The sequence below is a fragment of the Corynebacterium haematomassiliense genome (assembly GCF_013978595.1).
Taxonomy (GTDB): domain Bacteria; phylum Actinomycetota; class Actinomycetes; order Mycobacteriales; family Mycobacteriaceae; genus Corynebacterium; species Corynebacterium lehmanniae.
In genome coordinates this window covers 1003160-1025797 of record NZ_JACDTZ010000001.1, presented here as the reverse complement: position 1 = coordinate 1025797, position 22638 = coordinate 1003160, and the positions used below count along the sequence as shown (strand labels likewise).

Here is a 22638-nt window from a genome sequence, read left to right as displayed (position 1 = left end):
CCAACCTAAACGCCCGGGTGTTACTCGATACTCACCCGGGCGTTACCCGAAACTCACCACACCGTTACTAAACACGTGGTCTAAACAGACTTGAGCCGGAGGATGTCTTCGAGGCTCGCGTGCAGGCGAAGGTTTGCGTGAACTATGCCGGGCGGGATAAGGAAGTCGGCGGCGAACTGGTTGGCCTCGTCCTCCTCGCGTTTTCCGCTGCGTGGATCGTCGCTGCTGTGGAGTAGCAGGTGGCCCAACTCGTGTGCGAGATCGAAGCGGGCGCCTTCGGGCGTGCGGCGCCGGGCTAGGAAGATGAACGGCTGCTCGCCGTCCCACATGGAAAATGCGTCAACAGCGGAGGCCGTGGGTGGAAGGCCCATGACGGCGATGCCGAGCGACTCGGCGAGTTGGACTGAGTTTGGAACTGGCTTATCGCCCAGCTGCCAGATCGTGCGCGCGTGACGGGCCGCCTCCGCAGGAGTGAACCCAGACAAGTCCGGGAGGTTGGGTTCTGGGAAGTTGAAGTTGCGGCGAAGCCACGCCAAGAGCGTGCGGGCGTTTGCCCCGGATGCGACTGCGACGCTCTTCTGCCGTAGAGTCGCGCGGCTGCCAGCCCGAAACAGGGTGGAATCCATTGAAGGAACTTCAAGTTCTGGGGAGAGGAAGTATCCGGCGGAGAACCCGAGTGCTGTTTCGAGGCGCTCGAGGATGGACTCAGTGTTGGAAGGCGGTGGCCCTTCGTTCTCCCAGCGAGAAAGCGTTGCCGGAGCGATGTCGAGATTCGCCGCCAGCTCTGCTTTGGTGAGGCCTCGGCGCAGTCGGGCGACCGTAATGCGGGAAGGCGGGATGCGGGCGGAGTTAGTTTCCGCTCGCTCGTGAGATTGTGAAGTCAATGTCATCGCCCTCGGTCCGCTGTTCTTGGCAATGGGGGTGCTTGGCTCACAATAGCTCGGAATTTCGCTTATGATGCAAGAAACTTGAATCATAGGCGAATTTTTGGAAGGGGTGCCTATGCTGCTGGATCTCACGATTGCGAACTACCGCTCGGTGTACGAGCCTGCGTCGATAAACATGGTCGCAACCAGGGAACAGATTCATCGTGAGCGGTGCCCCGAGCTTTCTCGTCGTTACAAGAAGCGGGTTAATCCCGTAGCAGCGCTGTTTGGTGCGAACGCGGCGGGCAAGTCCACGTTCGTCATGGCGCTGACCGCGCTGCAGCGAATGCTGATAGATCCACCGCGCCCTTCAGATCCGATGCCGTTTGATCCGTTCGCCCTTCGCCCAGAGGCAGCGCTCGAGCCAACGAACTTTGAGGTGTTGTTCTCCGTCGACGACATAGTCTACGAGTACGTGCTGGCCTTCGACGCGAGGAGCGTTGTGGAGGAGCGGCTGACGAAGTACCTGTCCAAAGATGAAATTGACGTGTTTGAGCGCGTGGGTGATTCGTTCAGCTTCCCGCTGCTGGAGGAGAAGTCGGAGCGTTTCCCCACCGAGGTTGCGCAAGCACGAGTCCTGCTCGAGTCTGTTCCACCCAAGGTCCCTCTTGCCTCCTTTGCCAGCGAGACGAACCTTTCGCGGTTCCCAGATTCGCTCAAGCTGGATGCATTCGGCGTCGTCCGTGCATTCATCGAAACGGTCCTTGTGATTCCGGCAGGACTTCTGGATCTCGGCCAATTGCAGTCCCAGCCCGACGGATGGGAGAACTTGGTCTCCCAGATCGACGCCGGAATTACCGGTATTGAAACCGAGCACGTGGAACTGTCTGCTCTGGGGTTGGGCGCCGAAGATGCACTAGAGATGGAGCAAGAGCTGCGAAGCAACCCGGATTATCCGATGGATGTGGAATTACCTTCGGGGCGCTTCACGCTACGGCTCAAAGACGATGAGATTGAAGCGGAACGAATTGCCCTCCTCCATTCAGCTGAGGAAGGCGAAAGCTACGGCCTGCGCTGGTGGGACGAGTCGGACGGGACCCGTTCTGCGACGAGGCTGCTTGGGCTGTTCTCCCGGCTGGCAGCCCCGGGTTTTGAAGCTGTCTTGGTCGTTGATGAGTTCGACCGCAGCTTCCACACTGAACTCTCTCGCGCGCTGATAGGAGGATTCCTGGCGAATTCCTCCGCGGATTCCCGTGCACAGCTGATCTTCACCACCCACGACCTTTTGCTCATGGACCCCGAAACGCTGCGGAGAGATGAGATTTGGGTCATTGAGAAGGGTCGATCAGGACAAACCCAAACGAGCGTTCTATCGGATTTCGAGGGGCCGCGGAAGACGACGGACCTTCGAAAGAGCTACCTGCGAGGCAGGTTCGGTGGTGTGCCGTCGATAAAGCCGCTGGAGTTCAGCAATGTCGAATAGGCGGGTGCGCTCTTCTCGTCAGAGAAAGTTCGGGGGTAAGAGCAAAAGGGCCAATACCCGCCCGGTAAAAGATGTGTTTCTCATCGTCACTGAAGGCACCACGGAGAAGAACTACTTCGAAATGGAGTGCTTTCGGGACAAATCCGTGAAGGTGGAAGCGCGTAGAGGTGTGCATCCCCACCCGCCTGCGCTACTCAAGACTGCAGACGATTGGCTGGCCAACCTTAAGCGCGACGGCGACTTACGTCCCGGTGACCAAGCTTGGGTGGTCCTCGATGAAGACGACGCGACGGACCAGCAACTCCAGGCAGTTTTTGAATGGGCTGCCGAACGCAAGGACCGCGGAGTAGGTTTTAGCGTTCCGCAGTTCGAGTACTGGCTCCTGCTCCACTTCGCCGACGCAAAGGGCGCAAGCACGCAGAAGGATGTCCTGGACAGCTTGATGCAGCACTGGCCGTCGTATGCCAAGACCGTTCAACCAAACTTCACCGTGGACGATGTCCGGTGTGCCATAGCACGCGCTGAGGCGAAAGTTCGGGAGCCACTTGATTCGTTAAGGGATTTCGACGAGCACGTCGGTCGGCATACTGCCTCGACCACCGTGCACCTTCTTGCGGAGCGAATCATCGCGTCGCTCTATGGCAGGTGACGGGTCTAGCCGGAGGCTCGTCGAGAAGCAAAGGGCCCGGCTGCGCGGACGCAACCGGGCCTTCGCCGCCCCCGAGCTACACCTGGTAGCCCATCGGCGCGCCGGGGCCGAGCGGGATGCCCAGGGCGTACCAGATCATGAAGAAGACGAACCAGCCCACCAACATGGACACCGCGTACGGCAGCGATAGCGACATCAGGGTGCCCACGCCGGCCTTCTTGTAGTACTTCTGCAGGAACGTCAGCGCCAGGGCGAAGTAGGGCGACATCGGGGTGATGATGTTGGAGGGGGAATCGCCGATGCGGTAGAGCATCTGGGTGACCTCGGGGGAGACGTCCACGTACATCATCATCGGCACGACCACCGGCGCCATCAGCGCCCACTGCGCGGAGCCGGAGGTGATGAACAGGTTGATCAGCGTGACCATCAGCACGAACGCGGCGAAGAGGATCACGTTCGGCAGGTCCCAGGACTGCAGCAGCTCAGAGCCCTTGATCGCGGTCCAGGGGCCCAGGTTGGACCACTGGAACCACGCCAGGAACTGGGAAACGGCGAAGAACAGCACCAGGATCGGCAGGAGGGATTCCAGGCCCTTCGCCATGAACTTCGGGATGTCCGCGGCCTCCTTAATCGTGCCCACGATCAGGCCGTAGACCAGGCCGGTGACGAAGAAGATCGCGGTGATCGGCACGGCGATCGCGCGGATCAAAGGCGACTCCATGAAGCCCTCCTCGGGCCGCGCGAACGGGGAGCCCGGGATGAAAAGCAGGGCGAAGTAGGCCACCAGGCTGAGGACGAGGGTGATGCCGGCCCAGGACAGGCCCTTGCGCTCGAGAGGGGTGAGCGACAGGTCATCGTCGTCGGTGAGGTGGGAGTCGTCGGGCTGGTTGGACTCGTCGAGTTGGAGTTCGTCCTCGTCGATGTGGTCGTGGTCGACAAGGTTCTCGGCCTTCTTGTCCACGAACAGCTCCGTCACCGCCGTGATGATCAGCGACAGCACCACCGCGGAGGGGATGACAAAGTAGATGTTGGCGAGCGGGGAAACTTCGTAGGCTTCGTCGACAAGCTGCGCGGCGGAGGTGGAGATGCCGGCCAGCAGCAGGTCGGTGATGTTCAAAATCAGCGAGGAATTAAAGCCTGCCGACGACGCCGCGAACGCCACCATCGCACCCACCACCGGCGAGCGGCCCACCGCGTGGAAGGCCATCGCGCCCAGCGGGATGATGATCACGTAGATGGCGTCCGAGGCCACCGAACCCGTCACGCCAGCGAGCGCGACCATGAACGTGAGCATCTTCGGGCTGACCTTGTCCACCATCGCGCGGACCATCGCCGCGAGCAGGCCCGTCTGCTCCGCCACGGCCACACCCAGCATCACCGCCAGGATCACGCCCAGCGGCGGGAAGGCGATGAAGTTCTCCACCGCGTCCGTGACCATGCGCGAGATGTTCTCGCCGGTGAGCAGCGATTCGACGTGGATTTCCTCGCCCGAGGCCGGGTCGATCGCGGACAGGCCCGCCTTGCTGGCCAGCCAGGAGGACACCGCCACCACGCCGGCGAGGATCACAAACAGCCAGAATGGGTCCGGCAGCTTGTTGCCGACTTTTTCAATCCAGCCCAGGAAGCCGGACATGCCCTCCTGTTGCTGGTTGTTGTCCTTGCGGTCCGCGTTGTGCTCCGGGGCCGGGCGATCTTCCAGGCCTTTTTCTACTTTGGTTGATCCAGTCATGGTGGGTCTTCCTGGTCGGCGATAATTCGTCGTGAAAAGGTGAGAGCCACCTTACATTTTCTCGACGAAGTAAGGTAAACGAAGTGAGCACGAAATTGCAGATTTCCCCGCGCGATACCCGGCCAACCGGCTGCTTCGGTGCGCTGGCCTCGGTCATAGCCGTGGTCGCCATCGTGGCGCTCGTCTTGGCGCTGACCCGCCCGGCGCTGCTCAATTGGAAAGAGGGGGAGGTGACGTCGACGACCATTGGGGCGTCGTTAGGCGATATTGCCGAGCTTTCTGTGGAGGAATACGTCTTCTCCGACGTGGGCAAATTCGACCAGGAAGGCCTCGAGGTGCTCGGGGTGCGCGTGCCGTTTACCGGACGGAATCTCCTGGTTACGTACGACGGGCGCGTCACCGCGGGCATCAAGGACGCCTCGCTTATCGACGTCCACCTGGCCGACGGGGAAGTCAACGTGCAACTGCCTGAGGTGGAGGTTCTGGAATCCCACATCGACGCCGACAGCGTCAAGGTTTACGACCAAACCATGAACCCCATCAACCAACTCCGCGTCGAAGACGTCACCGGGTTCATCGCCGACCGCGAGGCCGACGCGCGGGAGAAGGCCATCGCCTCCGGGCTTCTCGACCGCGCCGGGCAGCACGCCGAGGAGCTCGCGCGAGCGCACGCGACGGCGCTGGTGGCCGGCACGGAGTACGAGGACTACGAGGTGCGGGTTTCTCGGGGTTTGTGGAAAGGCTGGTAAGGAGGTGCCGTGCGGGGTATCTTTTTCCACATGCGTAAAACTTTTGCCGCGGGCGTTATCGCCTGCGCCGCCGTTGCTGCCGTACTTCCGCCCGTCGCCGGAGCCGCCGAAGCTGCCGATGCGCCTGTCGACCCGGGCTTCTCCCGCGTCTGCGCCGTCGAGTACAACGCCGACCAGGTGCCTGCCCTGGCCGCCGGCCTTAACGCCGATGACATCCTCTACCACTCCGGATCCCGCGCCGACGCGCTCGCGCTGTGGGCGAAGAAACAGGACCAGCTGCGCGCCGGGCTCGGCGAGAACGGCTGGGGCTCGGTGACGCAAGCTGATGACCTGAAGCTTTGGCCCGTCGAGGAGCACACCACCAGCTCCGTCATCGCCGACGACCTGGGAAGCTCGAAGACCGGCACGCCGTCCACCCTCGACACCCCGTTCAGCGCCGGCGAGGTCGCGTACATCAAGTCCGCCGCCTCCTACACCGCGCAGCGCTTCCAAGACTGCGGCAAAGACATCAACCGCACCGAGCCGGCCGCCCCGTCGAGCCTGAACTCTCAGGTCGCGCCGGGCGCCATCGCCGGAATCGTCGCCGCGGTGCTGGCGGTGCTCGGCGTCGGCGCGGCGTTTGCGGCGTCGGCGGGCATGATCCCGGGGGTCCCGGCGCTGCCGTTCTAAGGACACAAACCCCGAGTAAGCCCTCCCGAGTATGGCCGAAAATGGGCCGTAATAGGGATCGCTTACTAGGGGACTGCGGGTGGGGGCGCACGCCACTCGGTCCCCGGCTTGGGGCTCGTGACTGCCGACATTGCCGGGTGGGCGGTTTGAGTTTCTGCGTGAAACCCTTTGACGTTGTACCCCGCGCGTCGTATATTCACAGATGTGAGCCAGAGGTGAGCGTCCGCAAGAATCCTCCGGGCAGCAACTCCGAAACCCACACGCTAGTGTGGGTTTTCGTGTATTGAATGCACGAATGTCCTGGCGCTTCGCCTGAAGGGGGTTTCGCGTGCTCCTTGCGTATCTAGATGAGATAGGGGCACCTGGCGCCTTTGTCTCCCCTAGTCATCCAAGGTTCGCTGACAGCCCAGCATTTGGCTATGGCGGGTTCATCATTCCAGAGGACAAAGCGCGTGTATTCGGGGCGTACTTCGCAGAAGCGAAGAAGAGATTGTTCAAAAACGAGATTCCTGAAGGCCAAGACCCGGGGCGTTGGGAGAAGAAAGGTGCATCGCTCTTGTACGCGAGGGTGTGTGAAGAGCGACCCCAGAATCTGAGGGTGTTTAACTCTTTGATCGGTTCGTTAAGGGGAATGGGCGGGCACCTTTTTTATTACGTGGATGAGAAGCCAGTGGGGACACCGAAGCAGACCAACACCGGCCCAGCAGAATTCGAAAGGCGCGAACAATCTGCAATGTACGAGGCGCTAAATCGGATCGCTCGGCACGCCGACAAAGCCGACCAATCGGTGATGGTGATGATGGATCAGATTAATGAGAAGTCTCGGAAGCAACGCCTACCTCAGATGTACGCCCACATTCTGGGAAGGGCCGCTGACTTCGAGGAAATGCGGAGAATCATTGAACCACCGATGCATATTGATAGCACGCTCTCGGCCAACATCCAGTTTGCGGATTGGGTTTGCGCTCTCGTTAAACGCGCTGTTGAATCCCAACTTGTTCCTAATTCTCGCTACGAATGGTTAGCGGAATCCAAGCAGATCAGTGCAGCACGAGGGGCTTTTACATACGAATCCAAATTGCATCTGTTCGAGCGGGGAATACCAGACTTGGTTCATTCCGATATTTTGGATCCAAGGCGTCCGGTTATCAACGACCCGAGCATGCTGACCCCGGAAAACCGAAGGAAGCTTGAACAGGTGCGTGTTGCGGCTGTCAGGGCGAAGAACAGCTGAAGAAACGAGCTTCTACGTAAGGTGGGCGGCATGGAGCTCGAGAAGTTTTTCAGCAACTGGCCGGTGGACAACGTCGCGGCGGCCCTCGTCGGCGACACGGAAGCCACGTTCGGCGACCAAGACAAAGTCTTCGAACTCGCGAGCGTGACCAAGCTGCTCTCCGCGTACGCCGTGCTCCTCGCGGTGGAGGAGGGGGCATTCGAGCTTGACGACGCCGCCGGTCCCCCCAACTCCACCATCCGCCACCTCCTCGCGCACGCTGCCGGGGTGGGGTTCGACTCCCGCGAGCCGCAGAAGGAATCGGGGGAGCGCCGCATCTACTCCTCGGCCGGCTACGAGATCCTGGCCGACCACGTCGAAGAAACCACCGGCATCGCGTTTGCGGACTACGCCCGCGAGGGGGTCTTCGAGCCGCTCGGCATGGACTCCACCGAAATCTACGGCTCGGCCGGCCACGGCGGGAGGTCCACCGTCGGCGACCTTTCTGCGTTCGCCTCCGAGCTCCTCTCGCCGCGTCTTCTGGACCCGTCGACGCTTGGCGAGGCCTTTTCTAACCAGTTCGGCGACCTGCGCGGCGTTGTGCCTGGTTACGGCATGCAGAAGCCGTGCCAGTGGGGCCTCGGGTTTGAGATCAAGGGCGAGAAGGCGCCGCACTGGACCGGCGACGGCATGCCCGCGGACACCGTCGGGCACTTCGGCATGGCCGGGACGTACCTGTGGGTCGCGGGCGGGCAGGCGTGCGTGGTGCTGACGGACCGCGAGTTCGGCGACTGGGCCAAGCCGTTGTGGCAGGAGACCAACACGGCGCTGTGGGAGGCGCTGGGGTAGGCGGCAATTCTCGGCGGGGGAGTGGGGGCCGGTGAGGTGGGCGTCGATAGGCAAAATGCCCCCGCATTTCGGGTGTAGCCGCCGCCTTTTTCGTGTAGGCGCGCGGCGCGCAGTGTTTTAAACTGCACGCATGACTACGACAAACACCCCGCTACCAGCAGCGGGGCAGAAGCTGCCGACCAATCAGGTCGTGCCCCTGATGACGGCGCTGCTGGTCGCCGTCTTCGCGTTCCAGCTCAACGCCTCCATGCTCGCGCCGGCGCTGCACACGATGGAAATGGACCTCAACGCCACCACCGCGCAGATCGGCATGACGCAGACGGCGTTCTTCACCGCGGCGGCTGTGTTTGCGCTGTTCATGCCGCGCTGGGGTGACTTGATTGGGCGCCGCAAGGTGCTGGTGTGGATGATGATCGTCACGGTCATCGGTTCCGTCGTCGCGGCGCTGGCCACCAACGTGACCATGCTGTTCATCGGCCGCGTGATCCAGGGCGTTTCCGGCCCGACCGTGGCGCTGACGTCCGTGATGCTGCGTCAGGCGGTGCGCGAGGAGAAGCAGTTCGCGTTCCTGGTGGGCATCCTCACCTCGGTCAACGGCGGCATCGCGGGCATCGACGCGATTCTGGGCGGCTGGCTTACCGACGCCTTCGGTTTCCGCTCCCTCTTCTGGGTCATCGGCGCCGCCGCGCTGATCGCCGTGTTCGCTGTGCAGTACGGCGTGGAAGAGACCAAGTCCGATCAGCTCCAGCCCATGGACTGGAAGGGCGTTGTCGGCCTGGTTGTCGGCGTCGGCCTGGTGCTGACCGCCCTGAACATGGCCGGCGAGCTGGCCGCGGCGAACTGGTTCATGGTGATCCTGCTTCTGGTCGTCGGCGGCGCGTCGCTGGTGTGGTTCTGGCGCACCGAGAAGGCCAGCCCGCACCCGCTGATGTCCACCGACCTGCTGTCGCAGCGCCGAACCTGGGCGCTGCTGCTCACCACCACGCTGACCATGACCGGCGTGTTCGCCGTGATGAACGGCCTGGTGCCCAACCTCGCGCAGGACCCGACGGCCGGCCCGGGCATGTCCGCCGGCGTCGTGTCCTGGTGGACGCTGACCCCGTACGCCCTGGCCGGCCTGGCCATGGGCCCGATCTCCGGCTGGCTCGCGGGCCGCGTGGGCTACAAGATCATCCTGCAGATCGGCATCGCCGGCGCGGCGCTGTCCGTGCTGTTCGGCACCGTCGTAGTCGGCAACGCCACCCACGCGATGCTTCTGGCCATGTCCATCCTCGCCGGCATCACGTACGCCGGCATGAGCAACATCATGCTCGGCTCGCTCGGCGTCGTGCTGGCGCCGAAGCACAATCAGGGCTACCTGCCGGGCCTGAACGGCGGCGCATTCAACCTGGGCGCGGGCCTGTCGTTCACCATCATCTTCGCCGTGTTCACCGCCACCGACGGAAACTACCGCGCGGGCATGATCGCCGGCGCGATCCTGCTGGGCTGCGCGTTCGCGGCGTCCTTCCTCATCCCGAAGCCGGAGACCGTTCCGGACACGATCGCCGCGGAGGACCTGGCCGCCCGTGCGTAAAATCATCCTGGACTGCGACCCCGGCCACGACGACGCCGTCGCCATCCTGCTCGCCGCCGGCAACCCGGACATCGAGCTGCTGGGCCTGACCACCGTCGGCGGCAACCACACCATCGACCACGTCACGCGCAACGCGCAGCAGGTGCTTACGGTCGCCGGTCTCAAGGACCTCCCCGTCTACCGCGGGGTGACGCGCCCATTGCTTAACGACGTCATCACCGCCGAAGACATCCACGGCGACACCGGCATGGAAATCCACGGCTTCGACCTGCCGGAACCCGCTGTCCCGGTGGGGGAGATCGGGGCGGTGCAGTGGATCGTCGACACGCTGATGCGCGAAGAACCGGGGACCGTGACGCTGGTGCCCACCGGGCCGCTGACCAACATCGCCCTGGCCGCGCGCCTGGAGCCGCGGATCGTTTCGCGGGTGCGCGAGGTCGTGCTGATGGGCGGCGCGTACGGGGCCGGCAACTTCTCGCCGTCCGCGGAGTTCAACATCGCCGTCGACCCGGAGGCCGCCGCGATCGTGTTCGGCGAGGACTGGCCCGTGGTCATGGTCGGGCTGGACCTGACGCACCAGGCGCTTGCCACTCCTGAGGTGCAGGACCGTTTCCGGGGGTTGGGCACCGCGAGCGGCGACTTCCTGGCCGCACTTGTGGACGCGTTCCGTGCCAACTACAAGGACGCCCAGGGCTTTGACAACCCGCCGGTGCACGACCCGTGCGCGGTGGCGTACGTCATCGACCCGTCCGTGGTCGAGACCGTGTCCGTGCCGGTGTCGGTGGAGCTCGCGGGGACGTTGACGCGCGGGCGGACCGTGGCGGACCTGCGCGCGTTCGGCGCGCTTGGCTTGTCCGCGCTCGCGTCGGGCGTGCCGGGCGAGGGCGCTGCTGGTGCCGCTGCGTCCGCCGCAGACCCGGCGTGCAACACTTCGGTGGCGACGCGCCTGGACGTGGACCGGTTCTGGGACCTCGTGGTCGACGCCGTCGAGCGCTTGGGCTGAGGTGCGCCTCCCGCCCCGTAAAACCGGCTACCTAGAACCGGTTACCCTGCGAAAATTCGGTTGGTAACCGGTCCTAGGTAGCCGGTTTATGGCATGTGGAGCAACCCCACACCAACCACCCAGCTAAAGACCCACCCGGAAAGCTAGCCTTGGCGCCCATGGACTTCTCTGATGACGTGGGCAACCTCTACTTTGTCCTCGAATACACCGGCGTGTTGTTGGCGGCCACCATCGGCGGGACTGTGGCCAAGCGGATGAACTTCGACATTGTGGGGTTCGCGTTTGTGGCGTTGATTTCGTCGCTGAGCGGCGGCCTCATGCGCGACGCCATACTTAACGACGGCCCCGCCGCCGCCCTCACCAACCCCGGCTACCTGATCACCGCCACGATCGGTGGGCTGATCGCGTACTTCGCGCCCCTGCGCGGCAAGCTCTGGGAGAACTTCCGGTTCTACGCGGACGTGGTCACCATCGGCGTGTGGGCGGTCGGCGGCACAATCAAGGCGCTCAACGCCGAGCTGAGCTGGGTGCCGTGCGTGCTGCTCGCCGTGATCACCGCAACCGGCGGCACGCTCGCCCGAGACATTGTGCTGCGGCAGATCCCGGCGCTGTTTACCAGCGAGAAGATGACGGTGTTCCCGGCGATCATCGCGTCGGTGATCATGTTGGTGCTCAACCGCTTTGACCTGGTGTGGGAGGGCATGCTGGCCGCCGCGATCGCCGCGCCGCTGTTCGCGCTGGCGGTGTACTTCGGCGGCGACAAGCTGTTGGGGCTCCAGACCAAGCGCATCGAGCGCCCGCTTGAAGAGAAGATCGGCGAGGCGTTGGGCGTGGACACCGACTCGCGACGCCCGGCCGAGTCCGGCAAAGAGGTGCGCAACGCGTTGGAGCACGCCTCGGATGAGGAGCTGATCCAGGCGCTGCGGGTGATGCTGCAAAACGAGGTGCAGGAGAGCACGGAGGCGAAAACCTAAACCGGCCCCGCCCCGGCGCGAACCCCTTTACGATGGCGCGCATGTACTTCGACAACGTGCTCACCCCTGTGGGTTTTTCGTTTGCCGTGATGGATCTGATCGGCGTGTTCCTCAACGCTTTGATGGGCGGGCTTGTGGCCAGACGGATGCGTTTCGACGCCGTCGGCTTCATGGTCATCTCCATCATCTCCGGCATGGCGGGCGGCATGATCCGCGACGCCCTGATCGGCTCCACCCCGGCGTCCGCGCTGCAGAACCCGTGGTACATCGGCACGGCGCTCGTCGGTTCGCTGGTGGCGTTCGCGCTGTCCATCGGCGGCCGCGCGTGGGAGCTGTTCCGCTTCCACGGCGACATGGTCATCGTGGGCGTGTGGGCAGTCACCGGCACGGTCACAGCGCTGCGTGCCGACGTCACGTGGTTCGGCTGCATCCTCATGGGTGTGCTCACCGCCACCGGCGGGATGGTCATCCGCGAGATGATGATCGGGCAGATTCCCAACATTCTCGTTGACCGCCAGTTGTACGTGGTCCCGGCGATAGTGTCGTCGATAAGCGTGCAGATCTTCTACGACCTCGGCTGGCAGTCGGTGGGCCTGGCCGTTTCCGCGCTGCTCGGCATCGCGCTGGGTGTGGCCGCGTACTGGCTGGACTGGTCGGTGCCGGGGGTGGAGGCGCTCGCGCCCGTGGACAGCTATTTCACCCGGGTAAAGCACCGGGTCGGCGACAAACTTCCGCCCGTGTCGTACCGGCAGCGCAACGCCAACCCGACCCTGATTTCCGCGCCGACGCGCAAGGACGTGCGCGACGAACTCGCCGCCGTCGACGGCGACATCACCCACGAGGAGTTCATCGCCGCGCTCTACCGCGCCTACGGGCTGAAGTAGCTACCGCTGCGGGCTAGGTAAATGGCCGCGCGCTCGGCGTGAGAAGATCGGCGCATGCTGTTGCTTGTGGCGCTCGCGGTAGGCGGGCTGATTCCGATCCAGACCGCGGCGAACTCGCGCTTGCGCATGAGCGTGGGCAACAAGCCGGTGGTGTCTGCGCTGGTGTCGTTTACGGTCGCGCTGCTGGTGGCCATCGTCGCGACGTCGGTGCTGCAGGGCAACCCGATGCCGCAGTTTGACGACGGCGTGAGCGCGCCCTGGTGGGTCTGGCTCGGCGGCGCAATGGGCGTGTGCTTCGTGCTGGGCAACATCCTGCTGTTCCCGCGTCTCGGGGCGGTGCAGACCGTGGTTCTGCCGATTCTGGGGCAGGTGGTGATGGGCATGTGCATCGACCGCTTCGGCCTGTTCGGCGCGCCCGTGCTGCCGGTGACGTGGTTGCGCGTGGCGGGGGCGTTGGTGGTGCTGGCCGGCATCGTCGTGGTGCTGCGTGCGGGCAAGCGGCCGCCTATCGACGGCGACGCCGCCGGCCTCGAACTCTGGCTGTTCCGCGCGCTCGGCGTGCTGGTCGGCGTGGGGTCCGCGGTGCAGACCGCGGTGAACGGCTACCTGGGCACCATCGCCGGGTCTTCGCTGCACGCCGGCGAGATCAACCTGGCGGTCGGCGCCCTGTTGCTGCTGGTGGCGGTGCTGGTGACCAGCCCTCGGCAGCTCGTGCGGCGTCCGGAGCCGGGGCCGTGGTGGATGTGGGTCGGCGGCCTAGTCGGCGCGACCTTTGTGATTTCGGGCGCGACCCTGTCCCCGCTGCTAGGCACCGCTACCACCGTGATCGCCTTCAACGCGGGCACCATCGCCGCAGGCCAGGCGCTGGAGGCGCGCGGGGCGTTCGGCGCGCGGAAGAACCCGCTGACGGCGACGCGCCTGGCCGGCCTGGTGGTGATCTTCCTCGGCGTGCTGGCGGTGCGGCTGCTGTAGGGCGGGGTGCTAAACGACGATATCGGCGTTTACCCGTAACGGCTCCGCAAAAGCCCAGGTCGCCGCATCTCGGAAGGCGTAAACGCCGATATCGGCATTTGCGATCGGGGCGGCAAGAGGGGCTCGCGGCCTGACGTGCGGGCTACGCGTGCCCGCCGCCCCTCAACCTCAACCGAAGCTCGAGCAAATAGGGGGATCAACCAGCGGTTGAGGGTTGCTCGAGTCAACTCGTGTGAAGCAATATCGGCCGAGAGAAATCAGAGGCCGTTGGGGAAGACGAACCTCTCGTCTCACACTCCGCCGCGCGGACTAGTCACCCGCCGCGGCAATCCCGCCTAGTCACCGGGGTCGGAGTGTGCCGCCACCGATGCGGGCCTTCGCCACCAGGCGCCCGCAAGAAGGGTCCCCACCAATGACGACAACACTGGCCGCACCGACCTGCCGCGCCCCGCGCACCCGACTCGCGTGGACATTCTGCGTTGAGGGGATGCCGGTGCGGGAGCGACGGAGCGTCGAGAAGCAGATGCTTTTGCTTCCCGACGGCGCGCCCGGCGAAATCTGGTTCACCCGCTGGCAGCGGCGCGCGGACCGCACGTACTCGTGCCGCGAGACGATTTACGCCACGCGCGAGGAGATCGAGGCGTTTGCGCAGGCCATGGAGCGCCTTTCGCGGGAGAAAAATTTTGTGGCGAGCCTCACGCCACGCTCCTACGATGGGCCGCATGTCTACTAAATACCGCGTACAAAACCCGAAGAACAACGAGATCGTCGAGTCCTTCGACTTCATCACCGACGACGCGCTCGAGACCGCGCTGACCACCGCAAACGACACGTTCAAGCAGTGGCGCGAGAAGAGCTTCTCCGAGCGCGCCGAGGTGCTGCGCAAGGTTGCGAAGCTTTTCGACGAGCAACGCGCCGAGCTGACCCGCATCATCGCTGAAGAGATGGGCAAGTCGGTCAAGGAGGGCGACGGCGAGATCAACGACGTCGTCGAGATCTTTAACTACTACGCCGACAACGGCGCTGAGTTCGGCGCCGACGAGGAGATCCCGAACCAGCGCGGCGGCACCTCCGTGATGCGCAAGGTCCCGCTCGGCGTGATCCTGGGCATCATGCCGTGGAACTTCCCGTACTACCAGGTCGCACGCTTCGCAGCGCCGGCGCTGATGGCCGGCAACGTGGTGATGGTCAAGCACGCCGAGATCTGCCCCCGCTCCGCCGCCGCGATTGCCAAGATCTTCGACGAGGCGGGCGCGCCGAAGGGCCTGTACACGAACCTGTACGCCAAGCACTCGCAGGTCTCCACGCTGATCAACGACGACCGCGTCCAGGGCGTGTCCCTGACCGGCTCCGAGCGCGCCGGCCGCACCATCGCCTCCCAGGCCGGCCAGGCGCTGAAGAAGTGCGTGCTCGAGCTCGGCGGCACCGACGCGTACGTCGTGCTGGATGCTTCCGATGTCAAGGCCGCCGCGGAGACCGCGTGGAACAAGCGCATCGGCAACGTGGGCCAGGCCTGCACGTCGAACAAGCGCATGATCGTCATGGAGGACATTTACGACGAGTTTGTGCAGGCGTTGGTGGACCTTGCGTCGTCGTATAGCGAGGGCGACCCGCTCAACCCCGGCGACGGCAACGAGTTCTACCCGCTGTCCTCCCGCGACGCCGCGGAGCTACTCGCGCAGCAGCTGCGCCTGGCCGTGGAGGACGGCGCGAACCTGCGCGTCGGCGGCGAGGTCACCGGCAAGGGCGCCTACATCACCCCGGCCGTGATCACCGACATCCCGGTCGGCTCCGACTCCTACTACGAGGAGTTCTTCGGGCCCGTGGCCGAGGTGTACAAGGTGTCCTCCGAGGAGGAAGCGATCGAGCTGGCCAACGATTCCCGCTACGGCCTCGGCGGCGCCGTGATGTCCGAGGACGCCGAGCGCGCCAAGAAGGTCGCCGCGAAGATCGACACCGGCATGATCCACGTGAACATCCCGCAGGCCCGCGGCGCCGAGCTGCCGTTCGGCGGCGTGAAGGCGTCCGGCCTGGGCCGCGAGCTCGGCCCGCTGGGCATGGACGAGTTTGTCAACCACCAGCGCTACTACGTCGCGGGCTCCGACTCGGCGGTGTAGCTGTTTCAAAAATGAAACGAGCGTGTCAATATTGACACCCTGAAGCTTCAGAACCCGTTCACTGCCATCTGCTCAGATGCGGATGCGGCGGTGCTGCTCTCGCTCGGCCGGGCGCCGGTGGAGCTCACCGCCCAACAGGTTCACCGTCTCGTGGCGGGGCCGTCTCTGTCCAGCGTGCGTCGTAGCTTGGAACGGCTCGCCCGGAGCGGGGTGGTTCTTGAGCGGGTGCTGGGGCAGGCGAGGGGGTACTCGCTGAATCAACAACACCTGCTTGCTGGCGCGATCCGGGAAATTGCTCACGCGACCGAGGAGCTGTACTCCCGCATCGCGCAGTCCCTGGATACTTGGCCTGTGAGCGTGGCGGGGTGCGTACTTTTCGGATCGGCTGCGCGGGGCGAGATGGGGGATTCCAGCGACATTGATTTGCTCATTTTGGTGGACAACGAGTCCGCGGCGGTGCAGGCGGAAAGCGTAGCCTATGAGCTATCCCGGCAGGTAGAAGCCTGGACAGGGGTGCCCGCCGATGTTGTCGTGTGGACGCGCGGCCAGGAAAACCCGGGCGCGATCCTCGACAACATAGCGGGCGAGGGCAAAACCATATACGGTGACCCGCGAGAAATTCGGGGGATTCTGAGGGGGATTCGTGGCACCACGAGCGGGCAAGGGGAAGACCGCGCAAGCTAACAACGCTGTCTTGCGCAAGCGAATGCTCCGCGTAGAAGAGCATCTGGAGTTGGCGCAGTTCGCCGAAGGCGAGTTCGGAGCGAACGCTGTGATCTCGAGCTACATCAACGCAGCGATCGGCGCTGGGGACGTGATCTGCGGAGCGCTGACCGGTGAATACAACCGTTCCGCTGATCACCTCGAGGCGGTGCGGATGCTCGAGTTGGCTGGAGAAAAAGACGCAGCGAAGGCGCTCAACACGGTGCTGCAAAACAAAACGGTGGCGAACTACAGCGACGTTGGGCTCAGCGACGTTCAGGTCAAGCAGACGTCGCGGCTGGCGAGGCAGCTCGTCGAAAGGGCGAGGCAGCTCGCCCCGTAGGCAACTGCCCCGGCTACTCGCCGTCCGTGTAGCACCCGTCGCCGAACGGGTCGCGGATGCGCTCCACCAGGTCCGCCACGGAGTCCAGCACCGCTGTGGGGCGGAATGGGTATTTGGCGATCTCGGAGTCGTCGGAAATACCGCTGCGCACGAGCACGGTGCGCATGCCCGCCTCGAGGCCGGCCTTGACATCGGTGTCCATGCGGTCGCCGATCATCACCGTGTTCTCCGAATGCGCGCCGATGTTGTTCAGTGCCGAGCGCATCATCACCGGGTTGGGTTTGCCCACGTAGTAGGGGCTCATGCCGGTCACGGCGGTGATCATGGCGGCCACGGACCCGGTCGCCGGCACCACGCCCGCAGGCCCCGGGCCGGTGAGGTCCGGGTTGGTGGCGATGAACCGCGAGCCGTTCCGGATCAGGTTCGACGCGGTGGTCAGTGCCTCAAAGGAATAGGTGCGCGTCTCGCCCAGCACGACAAAGTCGGGGTCCGCGTCGGTGAGGATCCAGCCGATTTCGTGCAAAGCCGTCGTCAAGCCAGCTTCCCCGATGACGTACGCCGACGCCGCGCCCGCCTGCTGCGAGAGGAACTTCGCCGTCGCGGTGGCGGAGGTCCAGATGCGCTCCGGCTCGATGTCCAGCCCCATGCGCATAAGCTTCGCCGACAGGTCGCGCGGCGTCTGGATCGAGTTGTTGGTCAGCACCATAAAGTCGATGTCTTCGCTGCGCAGCGCGCCGATGAACTCCTTGGCGCCGGGGATGATCTCACCCTCGCGGTGCAGCACGCCGTCCATGTCGGTCAGATACGAAATCATTGGTGCTCCTCCACATAGTCGGCGAGGTCCTGGGCGGTGGTGCATTGGGCGTACACGTGCTCGTCGATAGGCACTCCAAATGCTTCCTCGATGCGAACCGCGAGCTCAATGCGGCTTAACGACGAAACCCCGCTCCCGTCCAACCTCGTCCCGGGCTCAATGTCCACACCGGAGACGTCCTCCACGAGCTCCGCGATGCGCGCGAACGTGCCTCGCGCCTCCGCCTGCTCTTGGGCGTCCGTGTCGTCGGCGAGGTCGAGGTTGCTCAGGTCCAACCGCTGCGAAAGTTCCATGCCGTTATGATAAGCGCATGCAACGCTTCGCACTTCCGGCCGTGGTCGTCGTCGCCGCCGGCCTGCTCGCGCCCGCCGCCTCCGCCGCGATGTCCGACGAGTATTCGCCGCACTTCGATCCGGCGCCGCGGCACGCGGCTGTGAAGCCGGGGGACGGGTATTCGGAGACCGTCGAATACGAGCTTCTCGGTGTGCCGGAGGGGACGAAGTGGAAGCAGACCGGCGAGGACACGCTGCGGAAGAAGGCGCAGCTGTTCAACGGGGAAACCGAATTTGTGGACAAGCCGCTCGGCGTCAGGCTGAACAACTACACCAGGGAAACACCCCCGCAGCCCGGCGAAAACGTCATCGACTTTTCGGTCCGCGTTTTGTTCCCGGACGGGTCGAATGAGCTGTATTCGCAGAAGGTCACGCTGACCTCCGACGACGCGTTCTACTACAACCCGCTTTACGACGCCCGCGTCACCGCCAACCCCGGCCAGACCGTGACCTTGACGCCGGAGAACCAATACCAGCTGGATCTGCCGACGAACGCTCGTTGGAAGGTCACCGGCGGCGAGGGGTGGGACTGGAGCGTCGACCAGAAGACGGGCACCATCACCGCGACGGTGCCGACCGACTCCTACAGCGACGCAAACTTCGAGGTAGTCACTACGTTTGCGGATGGGTCGGAGCGCAAGACTTGGACCAGCATTGACAACTCCGGTGTCGGTGTGGAGCTTCCGGAACCCCCGGCGGCGGAGCCGGATCAGGACTCGCCGGCGCCGGGCGGAGAGGGCGGCTCTAACGGGTCGTCCACGGCGCAGAAGACCGCTCTCGTCTTCGGCATCCTGGCGCTGCTGGTAAGCGCCGCCGCCTTCGCGTGGCCACAGCTGCAGCAGTTCCTGCCCAAGATGTAGGGGCCCCGGGCTCTCCCAGGGCCATCCCCGGAAATTTGTTCACTCGGGTTCTGCTAGCAGGTGAACAAACCCCTCATTTGAGCGGTGGTTTGTTCACTTTGCCCAGGTTGGGTGTTTGAATGGGGTGGGTTGATTCATCACGTAGTGAACAAATCCAGGCGTGCCGGTAGACGAGGACGCGCGGCCCAGACACATCGCGGCGGAATCTGTCAGTCTGGCCCCATCGGCCCAGGTCGGCACAAAGGGCCGCCGTAATCTGTCAGGAACCACCCAAGCCCCGCCCAAAACCACCCCAAAAAGGCACACGAAAAGGGGCGTTCCGCTACCGGGAACGCCCCTCCGTCGCTAGGCAGAAGGCCCTAACTCAAGCTACTCAGCGGCGTTCTCGTCGCCCTTGTCCTCGCCGTCGGTCTTGGCGGCGGTGGCGGTCGGGTCGTCGATCTTCAGGTCCTTGGCTGCCTGGGCGGCCACGGAACGGTCGATCTTGCCCTCGTTGGCCAGGCCGAGCAGGGCGGCGACGGCCATGGACTCGGCGTCGATGTTGAAGAAGCGACGGGCGCCCTCGCGGGTGTCGGCGAAGCCGAAGCCGTCGGCGCCGAGCACGATGTACTGGCCCGGGACGTAGGCGCGGATCTGCTCCTGCAGGTCGGAAGCGAAGTCCGAGGTCGCGATGTACGGGCCGGAGGTCTGCTTCAGCTGCTTGGTGGCAAACGCCTCCTCGACCTCTTCGCCCGGGTTGAGCAGCTGCTCGGCGGCTTTGGCCTGGCCCTCGCGGGCGAGCTCGGTCCAGGAGGTCACGGAGTAGATCGCGGCGCCGACGTTGTACTGCTCCTGCAGGATCTCCTGGGCGCGCAGCGCCTGCTGCATGCCCACGCCGGAGGCCAGCAGGGAGACCTTGTTGTCCAGGTCCTTGCCCTCGTCGTAGAGGTAGATGCCCTTGTGCAGGCCCTCCACGTCCAGGTTCTCCGGGCGTGCCGGCTGGTGGTGCGGCTGGTTGTAGACGGTGATGTAGTACATCACGTTCTCGTCCTTGCCGGCGCCCTGGCCGTACATGCGCTCGATGCCCTTGGAGATGATGTACGGCATCTCGTAGGCGAACGCAGGGTCGTACGAGACAATGGCCGGGTTGGTGGACGCCAGGATCGGGGAGTGGCCGTCCATGTGCTGCAGGCCCTCACCGAACAGGGTGGTGCGGCCGGCGGTGGCGCCGATGATGAAGCCGCGGCCCATCTGGTCGCCGGCGGCCCAGAAGTTGTCGCCGGTGCGCTGGAAGCCGAACATCGAGTAGAAGATGTACATCGGGATCATCGGCTCGCCGTGGGTGGCATACGACGTCGCCGCGGCGATGAAGGAGGCCGACGAGCCGTCCTCGTTGATGCCCTCGTGCAGGATCTGGCCGTCGGTGGCTTCCTTGTAGGACAGCTGCAGGTCGTGGTCCACCGGCACGTAGTTCTGGCCGTTCGGGTTGTAGATGCCCAGGGTGGGGAACCAGGAGTCCAGGCCGAAGGTGCGGGCCTCGTCCGGGATGATCGGGACGACGCGCTTGCCCAGCTCCTTGTCGCGCATGAGCGCCTTGAAGGTGCGCACGAGCGCCATGGTGGAGGCGACTTCCTGCTTGCCGGAGTCCTTGAACAGCGCCTTGAAGGTCTTTTCAAACTCGGGCAGTTCCAGCGGGGTGTACTTCTCGCGGCGCTCCGGCAGGTAGCCGCCGAGCTCCTCGCGGCGGGCCTTGAGGTATTTGATTTCCTCGGCGTCCTCGCCCGGGTGGTAGTACGGCGGCAGGTACGGGTCCTTCTCCAGCTCTTCGTCGGAGATGGGGATCTGCTGCTTGTCGCGGAAGAGCTTGAGGTCTTCCAGCGTCAGCTTCTTCATCTGGTGGGTGGCGTTGCGGCCCTCGAAGTTGTGGCCGAGGCCGTAGCCCTTGACGGTGTGGGCGAGGATGACGGTCGGCTTGCCCTTGGTCTCCAGCGCGCGCTTGTAGGCGGCGTAGACCTTGCGGTAGTCGTGGCCGCCGCGGCGCAGGTTCCACAGCTCCTCGTCGGTCATGTTCTCGACGAGCTTCTTGGTGCGCTCGTCGCGGCCGAAGAAGTGCTCGCGGACGTAGGCGCCGTCGTTGGCCTTGAAGGTCTGGTAGTCGCCGTCCTTGGTGGTGTTCATGATGTGGACGAGTGCGCCGTCCTCATCCTTTTCCAAAAGCTCGTCCCACTCGCGGCCCCACACGACCTTGATCACGTTCCAGCCTGCGCCGACGAAGAAGCTCTCCAGCTCCTGGACGATTTGGCCGTTGCCGCGCACCGGGCCGTCGAGACGCTGCAGGTTGCAGTTGATCACGAAGGTGAGGTTGTCCAGGCCGTACAGGGAGGCCATCTGGATCAGGCCGCGGGATTCCGGCTCGTCCATCTCGCCGTCGCCGAGGAATGCCCAGACGTGCTGCTGGTCGGTGTCCTTGATGCCGCGGTCCTGCAGGTACTTGTTAAAGCGTGCCTGGTAGATCGCGTTCATCGGGCCCAGGCCCATAGACACGGTGGGGAACTCCCAGAAGTTCGGCATGCCGTGCGGGTGCGGGTAGGACGGCAGGCCGCCCTGCTTGCGGGAGTGCTCCTGGCGGAAGCCGTCCATGTCGTCTTCGCTCAGGCGGCCTTCCATGAAGGCGCGGGCGTACATGCCGGGGGAGGCGTGGCCCTGGAAGAAGACCTGGTCGCCGCCCTGCGGTGCGTCCTTGCCCTTGAAGAAGTGGTTGAAGCCGACCTCGTACAGCGCCGCTGCGGAGGCGTAGGTGGATATGTGTCCGCCGACCTTGATGCCGGGGCGCTGCGCGCGGTGCACCATCACTGCGGCGTTCCAGCGCATCCAGCGGCGGTAGCGCTTCTCAATCTGCTCGTCGCCCGGGAATTCCGGCTCGAGCTTGGTGGGGATGGTGTTGACCAGGTCGGTCGAGGACAGCGCCGGCAGCGGCACGCGCTTGGCGTTGGCGCGCTCGATCAGGCGCAGCATGAGGTAGCGGGCGCGCTCCGGATCGGATTCCTCCAGCAGACCGTCGAGGGAGTCCATCCATTCCTGGGTTTCCTCCGGGTCTGCGTCGTGCAGGTAGGACGCTACGCCTTCGCGCAGCGAGAGAATGTTGGTGTCAACTTCGGACGCGTTCTTCACGCGAGCGTCTTCCATCTTGGTCTCTTTCTGGGCCACTTCAACCTCCTGGCTTCAGTCGGGCAATACGTCCCCAAGGATACGTGCTTACGCGCGCGCTTTCTTACAGCGGGTGGCCTTTGGTGAGACTAATCACGAGTTTCCAAGCATTCTTTGCTTCTCGACGTTAAGCTATCGCCCAAACCACACCATTTTGATACTTGGAGGACATGGAGATTTGAGTGCCACAGGAGTGGACACCTACGCATCCCGCCTGGGGGTAAAACCGGGTGATGTTGTGCAGGAGATCGGCTGGGACGAGGACGCGGATTCCGCCATCTCGGAGGCCATCGAGGATGCCATCGGGGCCGAGCTTCTCGACGAAGACGCCGACGAACCCTGCGACACCATCCTCCTCTGGTTCCGCGACGGCGACGGCGACCTCGTCGACGATCTCGTCGACGTCTCCCGCGGCCTCGGCCCCGGCGGCCGCATCTGGCTGATGACCCCCGGCGCCGGCTCCGCCTCTACCGGAGTTGTCCCGCCTAGCGAGATCGCCGAGTCTGCCCAGCTCGCCGGCTTCATCCAGACGAAGGCGGACCGCTTCGGCGCCTGGCAGGGCTCCTGCCTCACACCCCGCAACCGGTAGCTGTCGGCGGATTCTGGCCAGCGCTGGCCACGTCGCGGGGCTAGGCAGCAATGCGAATGGTCCCGTTCCGGAATGCCGGATC

General features: G+C 64.4%; 22 protein-coding genes. 17 read left to right on the top strand and 5 right to left on the bottom strand.

Going from position 1 to position 22638, the window contains the following annotated elements:
• Window positions 1-80: 80 nt before the first annotated feature.
• Window positions 81-884, bottom strand: a complete 804-nt coding sequence (locus tag H0193_RS04915; protein ID WP_181888819.1) for a helix-turn-helix domain-containing protein — start codon at window positions 882-884, stop codon at window positions 81-83.
• 118 nt (window positions 885-1002) lie between these two features.
• On the opposite strand from H0193_RS04915, the gene H0193_RS04910 reads away from it, so the two are divergent.
• Window positions 1003-2349, top strand: a complete 1347-nt coding sequence (locus tag H0193_RS04910; RefSeq protein WP_181888818.1) for an AAA family ATPase — start codon at window positions 1003-1005, stop codon at window positions 2347-2349.
• 73 nt (window positions 2350-2422) lie between these two features.
• Window positions 2423-2998, top strand: a complete 576-nt coding sequence (locus H0193_RS04905; RefSeq protein ID WP_181888817.1) for an RloB domain-containing protein — start codon at window positions 2423-2425, stop codon at window positions 2996-2998.
• Between the two features lie 76 nt (window positions 2999-3074).
• Here H0193_RS04905 and H0193_RS04900 read toward each other — a convergent pair whose 3' ends face one another.
• Window positions 3075-4727, bottom strand: a complete 1653-nt coding sequence (locus tag H0193_RS04900) for an AbgT family transporter (protein WP_392398879.1) — start codon at window positions 4725-4727, stop codon at window positions 3075-3077.
• A gap of 83 nt (window positions 4728-4810) precedes the next feature.
• On the opposite strand from H0193_RS04900, the gene H0193_RS04895 reads away from it, so the two are divergent.
• The 13 genes from H0193_RS04895 to H0193_RS04835 all read left to right on the top strand — a co-directional run bounded on the left by H0193_RS04895 (window position 4811) and on the right by H0193_RS04835 (window position 16775).
• The gene (locus tag H0193_RS04895) at window positions 4811-5476 is read left to right on the top strand and encodes a DUF4230 domain-containing protein (RefSeq protein WP_338026597.1); all 666 of its coding nucleotides are present in this window, start codon (window positions 4811-4813) and stop codon (window positions 5474-5476) included.
• A gap of 30 nt (window positions 5477-5506) precedes the next feature.
• Entirely contained in the window at window positions 5507-6145 is a 639-nt protein-coding gene (locus H0193_RS04890) for a hypothetical protein (protein WP_181888816.1), read from the top strand.
• Between the two features lie 328 nt (window positions 6146-6473).
• Window positions 6474-7379 carry a DUF3800 domain-containing protein gene (locus H0193_RS04885; RefSeq protein ID WP_181888815.1) on the top strand — a complete coding sequence of 302 codons (906 nt, stop codon included), beginning with the start codon at window positions 6474-6476 and terminating at the stop codon, window positions 7377-7379.
• A gap of 30 nt (window positions 7380-7409) precedes the next feature.
• Complete coding sequence (locus H0193_RS04880) at window positions 7410-8207, top strand: serine hydrolase domain-containing protein (RefSeq protein ID WP_181888814.1); 798 nt, start codon at window positions 7410-7412, stop codon at window positions 8205-8207.
• Between the two features lie 130 nt (window positions 8208-8337).
• Window positions 8338-9780, top strand: a complete 1443-nt coding sequence (gene uriT / locus H0193_RS04875; protein ID WP_181888813.1) for a uridine transporter UriT — start codon at window positions 8338-8340, stop codon at window positions 9778-9780.
• Window positions 9773-10783 carry a uridine-preferring nucleoside hydrolase UriH gene (uriH, locus tag H0193_RS04870; RefSeq protein ID WP_181888812.1) on the top strand — a complete coding sequence of 337 codons (1011 nt, stop codon included), beginning with the start codon at window positions 9773-9775 and terminating at the stop codon, window positions 10781-10783. The genes uriT and uriH overlap by 8 nt, the downstream gene beginning before the upstream one ends.
• A 158-nt stretch (window positions 10784-10941) precedes the next feature.
• Complete coding sequence (locus tag H0193_RS04865) at window positions 10942-11757, top strand: trimeric intracellular cation channel family protein (RefSeq protein WP_181888811.1); 816 nt, start codon at window positions 10942-10944, stop codon at window positions 11755-11757.
• Between the two features lie 41 nt (window positions 11758-11798).
• Window positions 11799-12641: a trimeric intracellular cation channel family protein gene (locus tag H0193_RS04860; RefSeq protein ID WP_181888810.1), complete on the top strand. Its 843-nt coding sequence runs from the start codon at window positions 11799-11801 to the stop codon at window positions 12639-12641.
• A 54-nt stretch (window positions 12642-12695) separates the two neighbouring features.
• On the top strand, window positions 12696-13613 hold the full coding sequence (locus H0193_RS04855; RefSeq protein ID WP_181888809.1) for a DMT family transporter: 918 nt from the start codon (window positions 12696-12698) through the stop codon (window positions 13611-13613).
• Between the two features lie 412 nt (window positions 13614-14025).
• Entirely contained in the window at window positions 14026-14346 is a 321-nt protein-coding gene (locus H0193_RS04850; protein ID WP_181888808.1) for a hypothetical protein, read from the top strand.
• Complete coding sequence (locus tag H0193_RS04845; protein ID WP_181888807.1) at window positions 14336-15730, top strand: NAD-dependent succinate-semialdehyde dehydrogenase; 1395 nt, start codon at window positions 14336-14338, stop codon at window positions 15728-15730. The genes H0193_RS04850 and H0193_RS04845 overlap by 11 nt, the downstream gene beginning before the upstream one ends.
• 90 nt (window positions 15731-15820) lie before the next feature.
• Window positions 15821-16414, top strand: a complete 594-nt coding sequence (locus tag H0193_RS04840) for a nucleotidyltransferase domain-containing protein (protein ID WP_181888806.1) — start codon at window positions 15821-15823, stop codon at window positions 16412-16414.
• Complete coding sequence (locus H0193_RS04835) at window positions 16374-16775, top strand: hypothetical protein (RefSeq protein WP_181888805.1); 402 nt, start codon at window positions 16374-16376, stop codon at window positions 16773-16775. The genes H0193_RS04840 and H0193_RS04835 overlap by 41 nt, the downstream gene beginning before the upstream one ends.
• 13 nt (window positions 16776-16788) lie before the next feature.
• On the opposite strand, the gene H0193_RS04830 is transcribed toward H0193_RS04835, so the two are convergent.
• A complete protein-coding gene (locus H0193_RS04830; protein WP_181888804.1) occupies window positions 16789-17589 on the bottom strand; it encodes an HAD-IIA family hydrolase in 801 nt (266 codons plus the stop codon).
• The gene (locus H0193_RS04825) at window positions 17586-17882 is read right to left on the bottom strand and encodes an acyl carrier protein (protein ID WP_181888803.1); all 297 of its coding nucleotides are present in this window, start codon (window positions 17880-17882) and stop codon (window positions 17586-17588) included. The genes H0193_RS04830 and H0193_RS04825 overlap by 4 nt, the downstream gene beginning before the upstream one ends.
• Window positions 17883-17899: 17 nt before the next feature.
• Between H0193_RS04825 and H0193_RS04820 the strand changes: the two genes are divergently transcribed.
• A complete protein-coding gene (locus tag H0193_RS04820; RefSeq protein WP_181888802.1) occupies window positions 17900-18781 on the top strand; it encodes a YPDG domain-containing protein in 882 nt (293 codons plus the stop codon).
• A gap of 369 nt (window positions 18782-19150) precedes the next feature.
• Here H0193_RS04820 and aceE read toward each other — a convergent pair whose 3' ends face one another.
• The gene (aceE, locus tag H0193_RS04815) at window positions 19151-21946 is read right to left on the bottom strand and encodes a pyruvate dehydrogenase (acetyl-transferring), homodimeric type (protein WP_181888801.1); all 2796 of its coding nucleotides are present in this window, start codon (window positions 21944-21946) and stop codon (window positions 19151-19153) included.
• Between the two features lie 199 nt (window positions 21947-22145).
• On the opposite strand from aceE, the gene H0193_RS12310 reads away from it, so the two are divergent.
• Window positions 22146-22556, top strand: a complete 411-nt coding sequence (locus H0193_RS12310; RefSeq protein WP_236883413.1) for a DUF3052 domain-containing protein — start codon at window positions 22146-22148, stop codon at window positions 22554-22556.
• Window positions 22557-22638 lie beyond the last annotated feature (82 nt).

Bases quoted from the DNA above. Each gene is read 5' to 3' on its own strand.
- H0193_RS04910 (WP_181888818.1), top strand. From the start codon at position 1,003: ATGCTGCTGGATCTCACGATTGCGAACTACCGCTCGGTGTACGAGCCT.
- H0193_RS04900 (WP_392398879.1), bottom strand. From the start codon at position 4,727: ATGACTGGATCAACCAAAGTAGAAAAAGGCCTGGAAGATCGCCCGGCC.
- H0193_RS04890 (WP_181888816.1), top strand. From the start codon at position 5,507: ATGCGTAAAACTTTTGCCGCGGGCGTTATCGCCTGCGCCGCCGTTGCT.
- H0193_RS04880 (WP_181888814.1), top strand. From the start codon at position 7,410: ATGGAGCTCGAGAAGTTTTTCAGCAACTGGCCGGTGGACAACGTCGCG.
- uriT (WP_181888813.1), top strand. From the start codon at position 8,338: ATGACTACGACAAACACCCCGCTACCAGCAGCGGGGCAGAAGCTGCCG.
- H0193_RS04865 (WP_181888811.1), top strand. From the start codon at position 10,942: ATGGACTTCTCTGATGACGTGGGCAACCTCTACTTTGTCCTCGAATAC.
- H0193_RS04860 (WP_181888810.1), top strand. From the start codon at position 11,799: ATGTACTTCGACAACGTGCTCACCCCTGTGGGTTTTTCGTTTGCCGTG.
- H0193_RS04855 (WP_181888809.1), top strand. From the start codon at position 12,696: ATGCTGTTGCTTGTGGCGCTCGCGGTAGGCGGGCTGATTCCGATCCAG.
- H0193_RS04850 (WP_181888808.1), top strand. From the start codon at position 14,026: ATGACGACAACACTGGCCGCACCGACCTGCCGCGCCCCGCGCACCCGA.
- H0193_RS04845 (WP_181888807.1), top strand. From the start codon at position 14,336: ATGTCTACTAAATACCGCGTACAAAACCCGAAGAACAACGAGATCGTC.
- H0193_RS04830 (WP_181888804.1), bottom strand. From the start codon at position 17,589: ATGATTTCGTATCTGACCGACATGGACGGCGTGCTGCACCGCGAGGGT.
- H0193_RS04825 (WP_181888803.1), bottom strand. From the start codon at position 17,882: ATGGAACTTTCGCAGCGGTTGGACCTGAGCAACCTCGACCTCGCCGAC.
- H0193_RS04820 (WP_181888802.1), top strand. From the start codon at position 17,900: ATGCAACGCTTCGCACTTCCGGCCGTGGTCGTCGTCGCCGCCGGCCTG.
- aceE (WP_181888801.1), bottom strand. From the start codon at position 21,946: ATGGAAGACGCTCGCGTGAAGAACGCGTCCGAAGTTGACACCAACATT.